The organism is Streptomyces sp. NRRL F-5650 (assembly GCF_000721365.1).
Classification (GTDB): domain Bacteria; phylum Actinomycetota; class Actinomycetes; order Streptomycetales; family Streptomycetaceae; genus Streptomyces; species Streptomyces ardesiacus.
The window spans coordinates 319,023-331,001 of the sequence record NZ_JOGV01000002.1; the positions used below are offsets into that span (position 1 = coordinate 319,023).

Sequence of the window (11,979 nt, forward strand, 5' to 3'; positions counted from 1 at the left end):
GGTTTTTGGGTTGGAGGTTTCGCCAGGCGGTGCCCTCAGCAGGGGCGCTTGCGCAGTTCCATGACGTAGTCGTGGGGGGCGCCCGCCGATTCGGCGGCGTCCGCGATCTCGCCCAGGTAGCGGGCCGAGGGCAGGCCGCCCTCGTAGGCGTTCAGGACGTAGGTCCAGGCACCCTCCTCGCCGTCGAGGGTGTGGGCGCGGACGCGGGTGCGGCGGTAGATGTCCAGGCCGACGCCCTCCCAGCGGTCGAGGGAGTCCTCGTCCATGGGCGCGATGTCGTAGAGGGAGACGAAGACCTGGGAGATCGGGTCCTCGACGAGGGTCGCCAGGGCGCCCTCCCAGCCCATGTGCTCGCCCCCGAAGGTCAGCCGCCACCCGTTCAGCCAGCCGGTGGCGCGCAGCGGCGAGTGGGGGGCGCGGCGGGTCATCAGCCGCGCGTCGAGGTTGCCGGCGTAGGCGGCGTAGAGCGACATGAGGGGAAGGGTACGTGGCGCCGTGGGCGCAGGGGTGGCCCCGGGCGGCCGGTCGTTGAAGGGTGCGGGACAATGGAGTACGTGACTCGGATCGTGATCATTGGCGGCGGACCCGGCGGATACGAAGCGGCGCTGGTGGCCGCTCAGCTCGGCGCGGAGGTGACCGTCGTCGACTGCGACGGTCTGGGCGGGGCGTCGGTGCTGACCGACTGCGTGCCGTCCAAGACCCTCATCGCCACGGCTGAGGTGATGACCACCTTCGACTCCTCCTACGAGGAGCTGGGGATCATCGTCGCCGACGACACCCCGCCCATGGAGCAGGCCGCCCGGGTGGTGGGCGTCGATCTGGGCAAGGTCAACCGGCGGGTGAAGCGGCTCGCGCTGGCGCAGTCGCACGACATCACCGCCTCCGTGACCCGGGCAGGTGCGCGGGTCGTGCGCGGGCGCGGGCGGCTGGAGGGCATGCAGGCGCTCGACGGGTCCCGCAAGGTCGTGGTGCGGGCCGCCGACGGGAGCGAGGAGACCCTCACGGCGGACGCGGTGCTCATCGCCACCGGCGGGCACCCGCGGGAGCTGCCGGACGCGCGGCCCGACGGGGAGCGCATCCTGAACTGGACCCAGGTGTACGACCTGGACGAGCTGCCCGAAGAGCTGATCGTCGTCGGGTCCGGTGTGACCGGTGCCGAGTTCGCCGGGGCCTACCAGGCGCTCGGGTCGCGGGTCACCCTCGTGTCGTCGCGCGACCGGGTGCTGCCGGGTGAGGACCCGGACGCCGCGGCCGTGCTGGAGGACGTGTTCCGGCGGCGCGGGATGAACGTGATGTCGCGGTCCCGGGCCCAGTCCGCCAAGCGGGTGGGGGACCGGGTGGAGGTGACGCTGTCCGACGGGCGGGTCATCACCGGGTCGCACTGCCTGATGGCCGTCGGTGCCATTCCCAACACGGAGGGGATGGGGCTGGAGGAGGCGGGCGTCGTGCTCAAGGACTCCGGGCACATCAAGACCGACAAGGTCTCGCGGACCTCCGCCCCCGGCGTGTACGCCGCCGGTGACGTCACCGGCGTCTTCGCGCTCGCCTCCGTGGCGGCGATGCAGGGGCGGATCGCCATGTACCACTTCCTCGGGGACGCGGTCACCCCGCTGAACCTCAAGACCGTCTCGGCCAACGTCTTCACCGACCCCGAGATCGCCACCGTCGGCTACTCGCAGGCCGACGTGGACGCGGGCAGGATCGACGCCCGCGTGGTGAAGCTGCCGCTGCTGCGCAATCCGCGCGCCAAGATGCAGGGCATCCGGGACGGCTTCGTCAAGATCTTCTGCCGGCCCGGTACCGAGATCGTGGTCGGTGGTGTGGTGGTGGCGCCGCGCGCCTCCGAGCTCATCCATCCGATCTCGATCGCCGTCGACAACAACCTGACGGTCGAGCAGATCGCCAACGCCTTCACCGTCTACCCCTCGCTGTCCGGGTCGATCGCCGAGGTGGCGCGGCAGTTGCACACCCGCAAGGCCGGCGGGGAGGGCTGACCCGGCGGCCTTGCGGCCGGTTATGGCTCCCGCCGGTCACGGGGAGTCGCGGCCCTTGCGGGTGGCATAGGCGGGCGGGGTAGGCGCGTATACCACTTCCCGCGGTGGCATGCGAACAACTTCTGTTATTCGGCGCATACTGCTGAAAGCAGACGGTCGTTGGGGTTACTGTCAGTTTCGTGTTCGCTGCAGAACGTCGCCAATTGATCCTCGAAATGGTGCGAGCGAACGGGGCCGTGTCGCTCCGTGAGCTCGCCCGCGTCGTCCAGACCTCCGAAGTGACCGTACGGCGGGACGTGCGCGCACTGGAGGCAGAAGGACTCCTCGACCGCCGGCACGGCGGTGCGGTACTGCCGGGCGGGTTCACGCGAGAGTCCGGCTTTCCGCAGAAGTCCCATCTCGCGACCGCCGAGAAGACGGCCATCGCCGATCTCGCCGCGAGCTTCGTCGAAGAGGGCGAAGCCATCGTGGTGGGGGCGGGTACGACGACGCAGGAGCTGGCCCGCCGGCTCGCGCGGGTGCCCGGGCTGACGGTCGTCACCAACTCACTGCTGGTGGCCCAGGCCCTCGCCCATGCCAACCGGGTGGAGGTCGTCATGACCGGTGGCACGCTCAGGGGGTCGAACTACGCCCTGGTGGGGTCGGGTGCCGAGCAGTCGCTGCAAGGGCTGCGGGTCTCCAAGGCATTCCTGTCCGGGAGCGGGCTCACCGCCGAGCGGGGGCTGTCCACCTCCAACATGCTGTCGGCCTCCGTCGACCGGGCGCTGGTCCAGGCCGCGGCCGAGGTCGTCGTCCTCGCCGACCACTCCAAGCTGGGCACGGACACCATGTTCCAGACCGTGCCGACCGACGTCATCACCCGTCTGGTCACCGACGAGTCGCCGGGCCACGACGACCGCGCCGCCACCGAGCTCCAGGCCCTGGCCGACCAGGGCGTGCAGATCGCGGTGGCCGGGGCGTCGGGGGGTGGTGCGGGGAGCGGCAGCGGGGCGTCGGGGGCCTCGGGGGGTGATGCCGTGGCCCGTCAGCAGCGCCGGGACGTGCCGCTTCCGGGGCCGCGCCGACAGGTTCCGGGTGCGGGCGCGGGGCTGCGGCCGGCCGCCGCGCTGGGTGAGCAGAACGGCGGGGTGGAGCGGGCGCGCGTCGCCGACCTGCGCCGCCGGTAGCCGGGCGGGGGCTCCGTCCGCCGGGCAGTGACAGGGGCGTCCGGCGGACCGGACCGGTCCGCCGGACGCCCCTGTCGTGTGCCGCTCAGTCCTTGATCTCGCAGATCGCGGCGCCGGAGGTGACGGAGGCGCCGATCTCCGCGCCCAGGCCCTTGACGGTGCCGGACTTGTGGGCGTTGATCGGCTGTTCCATCTTCATCGCCTCAAGCACGACGACCAGGTCGCCCTCCTGGACCTCCTGGCCCTCCTCGACGGCGACCTTGACGATGGTGCCCTGCATCGGCGAGGCGAGGGTGTCGCCGGAGACCGCGGGGCCGGACTTCTTCGCCGCGCGGCGCTTGGGGCGGGCGCCGGCCGCCAGGCCGGTGCGGGCCAGCGACATGCCGAGCGAGGACGGGAGGGAGACCTCCAGGCGCTTGCCGCCGACCTCGACGACGACGGTCTCGCGGCCGCTCTCCTCGTCCGCCTCGGTGTCGGCGGGCGCGGTGAAGGGCTTGATCTCGTTGACGAACTCGGTCTCGATCCAGCGGGTGTGGACCGTGAAGGGGTCCGCGGAGCCGGTGAGCTCGGGGGCGAAAGCGGGGTCGCGGACGACCGTGCGGTGGAAGGGGATGGCCGTGGCCATGCCCTCGACGGTGAACTCGTCCAGGGCGCGGGCGGCGCGCTCCAGCGCTTCCTTGCGGGTGCGGCCGGTGACGATCAGCTTCGCCAGCAGGGAGTCCCACGCCGGGCCGATCACCGACCCGGACTCGACGCCCGCGTCCAGGCGGACGCCCGGGCCGGTCGGCGGGTCGAAGCGGGTGACGGCGCCGGGGGCGGGGAGGAAGCCCCGTCCGGGGTCCTCGCCGTTGATGCGGAACTCGAAGGAGTGGCCGCGCAGGACGGGGTCGTCGTAGCCCAGTTCCTCGCCGTCGGCGATGCGGAACATCTCGCGGACCAGGTCGATGCCGGCGACCTCCTCGGTGACCGGGTGCTCGACCTGCAGGCGGGTGTTGACCTCCAGGAAGGAGATCGTGCCGTCCATGCCGACGAGGAACTCCACCGTGCCGGCGCCGACGTAGCCGGCCTCCTTCAGGATCGCCTTGGAGGCCGAGTAGAGCTGCTCCGTCTGGGCGTCGGAGAGGAAGGGGGCGGGAGCCTCCTCGACCAGCTTCTGGTGGCGGCGCTGCAGGGAGCAGTCGCGGGTGGAGACGACGACCACGTTGCCGTGGGTGTCGGCCAGGCACTGGGTCTCCACGTGGCGGGGCTTGTCGAGGTAGCGCTCGACGAAGCACTCGCCGCGGCCGAAGGCGGCCACGGCCTCGCGGACCGCGGAGTCGTACAGCTCGGGGACCTCGTCCAGGGTGCGGGCGACCTTCAGGCCGCGTCCGCCGCCGCCGAAGGCGGCCTTGATCGCGATCGGCAGGCCGTGCTCCTTGGCGAAGGCCACGACCTCGTCCGCGCCGGACACCGGGTCCGGGGTGCCCGCGACCAGGGGCGCGCCGGCGCGCTGGGCGATGTGCCGGGCGGCGACCTTGTCGCCCAGGTCGCGGATGGCGTGCGGGGGCGGGCCGATCCAGATCAGACCGGCGTCCAGGACCGCCTGCGCGAACTCCGCGTTCTCGGAGAGGAATCCGTAGCCGGGGTGGATGGCGTCCGCGCCCGACTCGCGCGCGGCTTTCAGGACCTTCTCGATGTCCAGATAGCTGGTCGCGGGGGTGTCACCACCCAGGGCGAACGCCTCATCAGCGGCGCGGACATGCAATGCGTCCCGGTCCGGGTCCGCGTAGACGGCCACGCTCGCGATCCCGGCGTCCCGGCAGGCCCGGGCCACGCGGACAGCGATTTCGCCACGGTTGGCGATGAGCACCTTGCGCACGATTGAGGCTCCCTCCTTGAAACAAGCCGAGTTTAGGGACTGCCGACACGACACTTCGACCCGTCCCCAATGGTGAGCTTGCCCACACGGAGCGTGATTCGAGGCCGGCTCGACCCGCGAGAACCCTTGGTAGCACCGCCCTGCGCAGGTCTCCTGGGCAAACCCTAGTCCTCCCGTGTGGCCAAGGTCTCTGTAAGGGCGTGCCGCGGGCCACTGGGTTTCTTTGTGGAGTCCCTACTAATGGCCCAATGATTCTTTGCTCTCGACTGAACCCTTGTGGCGAGGTTTACCCGTTAGTAGCGTTCGGGGCGTCTCGAACGTACTTGGGGTAACGGCTGTCCTGTGCGGCAGTGGTCGAAAGTGGGTGGGGACCGGTGTCAGTGCGCAGGCCGGTGGCGTGGACCGTGGCGGTCGTGTTCCTGGTGGAGGCGGTCGGCGTCGCGGCGCTGAACTGGTTCCTGGGGGTGGTCGTCGACCGGCAGGAGATGTCGCTGGCCGGGCTCGACCCGGACACGATGTCCGTCTCCTCGAAGATCGGCGGGGTCGTCTTCGGGCTGTACTTCGCGCTGTGCGGCCTGGTCGCGCTGCTCGTGGCGGTGCGCGACCGCGCGCCCGCGGGGCTCGGCCGGATCCTGCTGATCAGCGCCGCCGTGGTGCACGGCCTGCTCGGCGCCTTCGCCTGGGGGCTGGTCGGACCCGGCGCCTTCATTTTCATGATCGTCGTACTGGGGCTCGTCGTGCTGCTGCTGATGACGTACGACGTCCGGGAGGAGCCCGCCGCCGGCCGGCGGCCCGAGGACGGCAAGGGCGACGACGGCTCCCCGGTCAGTCCTCCGCCGGCGCCCACAACTCCGTGATGCCGGTGCCCAGCTCGGCCAGGAGCCGCCGCAGCAGGGGCAGGCTGAGGCCGATGACGTTGCCGTGGTCGCCCTCGATGCCGTCGATGAACGGCGCCGAGCGGCCGTCCAGGGTGAACGCCCCCGCGACGTAGAGGGGCTCCCCGGAGGCCACGTAGGCGGCGATCTCGTCGTCGGTCGGCTCGCCGAAGCGGACGACGGTGGACGCGGTCGCCGAGACGTGGCGGCCGGAGGCGGTGTCCCAGACGCAGTGGCCGGTCTGCAGCGTGCCCGCCCGGCCGCGCATCGCCTTCCAGCGCGCGGTGGCCTCCTCGGCGTCGGCCGGCTTGCCGAGTGCCCGGCCGTCCAGGTCGAGCACCGAGTCGCAGCCGATCACCAGGGCGCCGTGCACCTCGGGCCTGGCGGCCACCACGGACGCCTTGGCCTCGGCCAGGGCGAGGGCCAGCTCGGCGGGGGTGGGCGCGGTGACGGCCTCCTCGTCGACGCCGCTCACCAGCACCTCGGGGGCGAGACCGGCCTGGCGCAACAGGCCGAGCCGGGCCGGGGACTGGGAGGCGAGGACGAGCCGGCGGCGGGGCTGAGCAGTCATGGGGTCAGATTAGCCACCCGGGCGGGCCGGGCTCACTCCAGGCCGATCACGATCATCGCGAGGACCATGGCCAGCGCCAGGAAGAAGCTCAGCCGCCGCAGCATGTCCTGCATGTCGCGCAGTTCCTCGGGCGGCTCGTCGTCGGGGTCGGACCAGAGCATGCCACCAGCGTGGGGCCCGGCCGGGGGGCGGGGCTTGAGTACGGGTACCTAAATCGGGGCGCGGGGTTGTGGTTCCGTGCACACCTAAATCGGGGCGCGGGGTTGTGGTTCCGTGCGCTCACGCGGCGGGGCCGCACGTCGGCACGGCCCCGCGCCCCCGGGTGTCCGGCCTCACCCGGGCCAGAACGTACGGGTCCAGGACGCCGGGCCCGGTTGCGGGAGGCGGGTCGCCGCGATGCGGGACGGGTCCGACCAGGCGTCGCGCGGGGACTCGGCGGGGGACGGCTCCGCCGCCGTCGCCGCGCGGGCCCTGACCACCGTCAGTGCCGCGGCCAGTTCTTCCGGGGTGGGGTTGCCCCGTACGACCTTGATGGTCACAGCGGCTCCTTACAGGGGGATGTTGCCGTGCTTCTTCGGGGGCAGGTTCTCCCGCTTGGTGCGCAACTGGCGCAGACCGCGGACGATGTGGCGGCGGGTGTCGGACGGCATGATCACCGCGTCGACGTAGCCGCGCTCGGCCGCCGTGTAGGGGTTGAGGAGGGTGTCCTCGTACTCCTGGATCAGGCGGGCGCGGGTGGCCTCGGCGTCGTCACCCGCGTCGGCGATGGTGCGCCGGTGCAGGATGTTGACCGCGCCCTGGGCTCCCATCACCGCGATCTGGGCGGTGGGCCAGGCCAGGTTGAGGTCGGCGCCCAGGTGCTTGGAGCCCATGACGTCGTAGGCGCCGCCGAAGGCCTTGCGGGTGATGACCGTGATGAGCGGGACCGTGGCCTCGGCGTAGGCGAAGATCAGCTTGGCGCCGCGCCGGATGATGCCGTCGTGCTCCTGGTCCACGCCCGGCAGGAAGCCGGGGACGTCCACGAAGGTGAGGACGGGGACGTTGAAGGCGTCGCAGGTGCGCACGAAGCGGGCCGCCTTCTCGGAGGCGGTGATGTCCAGGCACCCGGCGAACTGCATCGGCTGGTTGGCGACGATGCCGACCGGGCGGCCCTCCACGCGGCCGAAGCCGGTGAGGATGTTCGGCGCGAAGAGGGGCTGGGTCTCGAAGAACTCGGCGTCGTCCAGGACGTGCTCGATGACCGTGTGCATGTCGTACGGCTGGTTCGCGGAGTCCGGGACGACCGTGTCCAGCTCGGCGTCCTCGTCCGTGACCGCGAGGTCGGCCTCCTCGGGGAAGGCCGGGGGCTCGGAGAGGTTGTTGGACGGCAGGTACGACAGGAGCTGCTTGACGTACTCGATCGCGTCCTTCTCGTCGCCGGCCATGTGGTGGGCCACGCCCGAGGCGGTGTTGTGGGTGCGGGCGCCGCCCAGCTCCTCGAAGCCGACGTCCTCGCCGGTGACGGTCTTGATGACGTCGGGACCGGTGATGAACATGTGGCTGGTCTGGTCGACCATCACCGTGAAGTCGGTGATCGCGGGGGAGTAGACCGCGCCGCCCGCGCACGGGCCGACGACCAGGCTGATCTGCGGGATGACGCCCGAGGCGTGGGTGTTGCGGCGGAAGATCTCGCCGTAGGCGCCGAGGGAGGCCACGCCCTCCTGGATGCGGGCGCCGCCCGAGTCGTTGATGCCGATCACCGGGCAGCCGGTCTTCAGCGCGAAGTCCATCACCTTGACGATCTTCTGGCCGTAGACCTCGCCCAGCGCGCCGCCGAAGACGGTGAAGTCCTGGGAGAAGACGGCGACGGGGCGGCCGTCGACGGTGCCGTAGCCGGTGACGACGCCGTCGCCGTAGGGGCGGTTGGCGTCCAGGCCGAAGTTGGTGGAGCGGTGCCGGGCGAACTCGTCCAGCTCGACGAAGGAACCCTCGTCGAGGAGGAGGTCGATGCGCTCACGAGCCGTCAGTTTGCCCTTGGCGTGCTGTTTCTCGACGGCGCGTGCGGAACCGGCGTGCGTCGCTTCCTCGATACGGCGCCTGAGATCCGCGAGCTTGCCCGCGGTCGTGTGGATGTCGGGCTGCTGCTCTTCCGGCTCGGACATCGGGATGCGGCTCCCTGCCTGCTCAAAAGGGGGGACGGTTACTCGTTCGTAGAGTAGTGGGGGGCCCTCCGTTCGGCAGTGCGGTGTTTCCCACACCTAGGGTGGGTTGCATGACGCCCCGCGAATCCTCCTCCCCGGACGACGCCCGCCACAGCCGGTGGTCCGACCTGGACCGGCCGCCCCTCAGCCGCACGTCGCTGCGGCGGGGCCTGGTACGGGAGGGCGGGCTGTGGCGGCAGGTGGACGTGGTGCAGCGCACCGGGTCCACCAACTCCGACCTCGTGGCGCGGGCCGCCGCGGGGGACCTGGCGGAGGGCGTGGTCCTCGTCGCCGAGGAGCAGAGCGCCGCGCGGGGGCGCCTGGACCGGCAGTGGACGGCGCCGCCGCGCTCCGGGCTGTTCTTCTCCGTCCTGCTGCGGCCCGTCGAGATCCCCGTGGCCCGCTGGGGCTGGCTGCCGCTGCTCACCGGCGTCGCCGTGGCGACCGGGCTCTCCCGCGCCGCGGGCGTCGACACCGCCCTGAAGTGGCCCAACGACCTGCTGGTGACCGTCGGCGACGAGGAGCGCAAGGCCGGCGGCATCCTCGCCGAGCGGGCCGGCGACGACGGTGTCGTCATCGGCGTCGGCATCAACGTCTCGCTCCGCGCCGACGAGCTGCCGGTCGCCCGGGCCGGTTCGCTGGCGCTGGCCGGAGCCGTGAGCACCGACCGGGACCCGTTGCTGCGGGCGGTGCTGCGGTCGCTGGAGGACTGGTACGGGCGCTGGCGCGGGGCCGGGGGCGACCCGGCGGCCAGCGGGCTCCAGGAGACGTACGCGGCGGGCTGCGCGACCCTCGGGCGGATGGTGCGCGCGGAGCTGCCGGGCGACCGGTCGCTCGTCGGGGAGGCGGTGGCCGTGGACGGCGACGGGCGGCTGGTGATCGCGACGGAGGCGGGGGTGCGGGAACCGGTGGGAGCGGGGGACATCGTGCACCTGCGGTTGGCGTGAGCGCGGCCCCGGGGCACCCCCGGAGTACGGGACGCACGGGAGTGAGCTGGGGCACACCTGACGTAAAGTTGGGGCCGGTCGAACCTGACCGCGGCAGATCGGAAAGGCAACAGGCGTGACCGTCGACGACACCGGCTCCGGCGCGGACGGGGACGGCCGGGTGGACCCCGAGCCCGCCCCGGACTCCGCCGACCCCGGCGATGACCCGCTCGCGCTGCGCCTCGAAGGGCTGATCCTGGGCGCCGAGCGCCGCTACACGCCCTTCCAGGCCGCCCGCAGCGCGGGAGTCTCCATGGAGCTGGCCTCGCGTTTCTGGCGGGCCATGGGCTTCGCCGACATCGGTCAGGCCAAGGCGCTCACCGAGGCCGACGTGCTCGCCCTGCGGCGGCTGGCCGGCCTGGTGGAGGCGGGACTGCTCAGCGAGGCGATGGCCGTCCAGGTCGCCCGGTCCACGGGGCAGACCACCGCCCGGTTGGCCGAGTGGCAGATCGACTCCTTCCTGGAGGGCCTGACCGAGCCCCCGGAGCCCGGGATGACGCGCACCGAGGTGACGTATCCCATCGTCGAACTGCTCCTCCCCGAGCTGCAGGAGTTCCTGGTCTACGTCTGGCGGCGCCAGCTCGCCGCCTCGGCCGGCCGGGTGGTCCAGGCCGGGGACGACGAGGAGATGGTCGACCGGCGGCTCGCGGTCGGTTTCGCGGACCTGGTCGGCTTCACGCGGCTGACCCGGCGGATGGAGGAGGAGGAACTCGGCGAGCTGGTCGAGGCGTTCGAGACCACCTCCGCCGACCTGGTGGCCGCACGCGGCGGCCGGCTGGTCAAGACCCTCGGCGACGAGGTGCTCTACGCCGCCGACGACGCCGGCACGGCCGCCGAGATCGCACTGCGGCTCATCGAGACGATGGCCAACGACGAGACCATGCCGGAACTGCGCGTCGGCATCGCCTTCGGCACGGTCACCACCCGGATGGGCGACGTCTTCGGCACCACCGTCAACCTGGCCTCCCGGCTCACCTCGATAGCCCCGAAGGACGCGGTCCTCGTCGACTCGGCCTTCGCGGAGGAGCTGATCCGCACCGGGGACGCCCCCGCCTCGGAGGCCGCGGCCGCCGAGGAAGCGGCCGCCGCGGAGAAGGAGGGCGAGGAGCCGCCGGTCTACCGCTTCGCGCTGCAGCCGATGTGGCAGCGTCCGGTGCGCGGTCTGGGCGTGGTCGAGCCGTGGCTGCTCACGCGCCGGAGCGACGGCGACGGGGAGCCGTAGGCCGCCGACAGCCGGCGGCTCAGTCGGTGAGCAGGCCGGCCGATGACCGGTACGCACAGGCCCGGAATGTCGTGTTCCGGCACCGGTGGCGTGCTGTGGGCGCTGGCGGCGGTGTGGTCGGCGCGGGGCGGGCCGGCGGCCGGTCCGAGTGCGACGGGGAGCCGTAGGTCGTCGGGAGTCCTGGGCCGTCGGGAGTCCTGAGCCGGTGGTCGGTCCGAGTGGGGCGGGCAGCCGTAGGCCGTCGGGAGTCCCGGCCGTCGGGAGTCCTGGGTCGGCGGAGTCGGCTGTTCAGCCGGTGAGTAGGTCGACGCACAGGCCGATGACCGGTACGCACAGGCCGGGATCGTCGGGTTCGGGCACCGGTGGCGTGTTGTGGGGTGCCGGCGGCGGTGTGGTCGGGGCGGGGCGGGGCGGCGGCCGGTCCGAGTGGGGCGGGCGGGCGGTGCTCGGGGCGGGGGCGCGAGGCCGCTCGCCCTCTTCCTCCCGCTCGTGGTCCTCTTCCGGTTGCTTCTCGCGCGCGTGCCCCTCTCCCGGCTCCCGGTCCCCGGAGGCGTCCGGCCCGTCCGGGGCGCCGGTGGCCGGGGTGCCGCTCGTGGACGGGGCCGGTACGAGGCCGGGTATGAGACCCGGTCCGGGGGAGCCGCCGAGGCCGCCCATGACGGACGTCGCGACAGGGACCGGGCCGGGCTCCCCGCCTCCCGCGTCCGCGGCGCCGGACGCCGCGGACCGGTCGTCGCGGGCGGTGTCCCCGCCCACGTCCTCCGTGCGCGGCGCCGCCCCGGCACGGAGGCCGCCGCCCGTGTCACCGGGCGGTTCGGGCAGCAGGCGTACGAGGCTCAGGGCACCGGCCGCCAGGGCGAGGCCGCCGGCGAGCAGCAGTACCTTGCGGGGGCGTGGCCTGCGGTGCCGGCCGCGGCGGGACCACGCGTACCGCGGCGGTTCCGGCCGCGCGCCGGTCCTCGTGCCCGTGGCCGGAGCACAGGTCGTCGGTGTGCCGGTCGTCGGTGTGCCGGTCGTCGTCATGGTCCCTCCGTAAGTTGTTGGTCGGCCCGGGAGGGCCGGGTGTGGCTTATGGTTCTCTGCCTTCAGTGGCTTCCGAGGAGTGGCCGCCCGGCTCTCCGGGGCGC

At 72.7% G+C, this 11,979-nt stretch carries 12 protein-coding genes; 5 read left to right on the forward strand and 7 right to left on the reverse strand.

What is annotated here, in order from left to right; genetic code table 11:
- Nucleotides 1–35: 35 nt before the first annotated feature.
- On the reverse strand, nt 36–473 hold the full coding sequence (locus IG88_RS0104395; protein WP_030400901.1) for a gamma-glutamylcyclotransferase: 438 nt from the start codon (nt 471–473) through the stop codon (nt 36–38).
- A 72-nt stretch (nt 474–545) separates the two neighbouring features.
- On the opposite strand from IG88_RS0104395, the gene IG88_RS0104400 reads away from it, so the two are divergent.
- Together IG88_RS0104400 and IG88_RS0104405 are read left to right on the forward strand one after the other, a co-directional pair.
- Nucleotides 546–1,994: an NAD(P)H-quinone dehydrogenase gene (locus IG88_RS0104400; protein WP_031035139.1), complete on the forward strand. Its 1,449-nt coding sequence runs from the start codon at nt 546–548 to the stop codon at nt 1,992–1,994.
- A 179-nt stretch (nt 1,995–2,173) separates the two neighbouring features.
- On the forward strand, nt 2,174–3,160 hold the full coding sequence (locus IG88_RS0104405) for a DeoR/GlpR family DNA-binding transcription regulator (protein ID WP_063760576.1): 987 nt from the start codon (nt 2,174–2,176) through the stop codon (nt 3,158–3,160).
- An 85-nt stretch (nt 3,161–3,245) separates the two neighbouring features.
- Here IG88_RS0104405 and IG88_RS0104410 read toward each other — a convergent pair whose 3' ends face one another.
- A complete protein-coding gene (locus IG88_RS0104410) occupies nt 3,246–5,018 on the reverse strand; it encodes an acetyl/propionyl/methylcrotonyl-CoA carboxylase subunit alpha (RefSeq protein ID WP_031035144.1) in 1,773 nt (590 codons plus the stop codon).
- 374 nt (nt 5,019–5,392) lie between these two features.
- On the opposite strand from IG88_RS0104410, the gene IG88_RS0104415 reads away from it, so the two are divergent.
- Nucleotides 5,393–5,875, forward strand: a complete 483-nt coding sequence (locus tag IG88_RS0104415; RefSeq protein ID WP_037835254.1) for a hypothetical protein — start codon at nt 5,393–5,395, stop codon at nt 5,873–5,875.
- On the opposite strand, the gene IG88_RS0104420 is transcribed toward IG88_RS0104415, so the two are convergent.
- The 4 genes from IG88_RS0104420 to IG88_RS0104435 all read right to left on the reverse strand — a co-directional run bounded on the left by IG88_RS0104420 (nt 5,844) and on the right by IG88_RS0104435 (nt 8,605).
- The gene (locus IG88_RS0104420) at nt 5,844–6,464 is read right to left on the reverse strand and encodes a nucleoside triphosphate pyrophosphatase (protein WP_031035148.1); all 621 of its coding nucleotides are present in this window, start codon (nt 6,462–6,464) and stop codon (nt 5,844–5,846) included. The two genes, IG88_RS0104415 and IG88_RS0104420, sit on opposite strands and share 32 nt — an antisense overlap.
- 32 nt (nt 6,465–6,496) lie before the next feature.
- Nucleotides 6,497–6,625, reverse strand: a complete 129-nt coding sequence (gene mmpB / locus IG88_RS44910; protein ID WP_037835257.1) for a morphogenic membrane protein MmpB — start codon at nt 6,623–6,625, stop codon at nt 6,497–6,499.
- Between the two features lie 171 nt (nt 6,626–6,796).
- The gene (locus IG88_RS0104430) at nt 6,797–7,003 is read right to left on the reverse strand and encodes an acyl-CoA carboxylase subunit epsilon (protein WP_031035150.1); all 207 of its coding nucleotides are present in this window, start codon (nt 7,001–7,003) and stop codon (nt 6,797–6,799) included.
- A 9-nt stretch (nt 7,004–7,012) separates the two neighbouring features.
- Nucleotides 7,013–8,605, reverse strand: coding sequence for an acyl-CoA carboxylase subunit beta (locus IG88_RS0104435; RefSeq protein WP_031035153.1), 1,593 nt, complete (start codon nt 8,603–8,605; stop codon nt 7,013–7,015).
- 110 nt (nt 8,606–8,715) lie between these two features.
- On the opposite strand from IG88_RS0104435, the gene IG88_RS0104440 reads away from it, so the two are divergent.
- Entirely contained in the window at nt 8,716–9,591 is an 876-nt protein-coding gene (locus tag IG88_RS0104440) for a biotin--[acetyl-CoA-carboxylase] ligase (RefSeq protein ID WP_031035155.1), read from the forward strand.
- Between the two features lie 115 nt (nt 9,592–9,706).
- A complete protein-coding gene (locus IG88_RS0104445; protein WP_031035157.1) occupies nt 9,707–10,852 on the forward strand; it encodes an adenylate/guanylate cyclase domain-containing protein in 1,146 nt (381 codons plus the stop codon).
- A 288-nt stretch (nt 10,853–11,140) separates the two neighbouring features.
- Here IG88_RS0104445 and IG88_RS42320 read toward each other — a convergent pair whose 3' ends face one another.
- Nucleotides 11,141–11,875, reverse strand: coding sequence for a hypothetical protein (locus IG88_RS42320; RefSeq protein ID WP_051851747.1), 735 nt, complete (start codon nt 11,873–11,875; stop codon nt 11,141–11,143).
- Nucleotides 11,876–11,979: the final 104 nt, after the last annotated feature.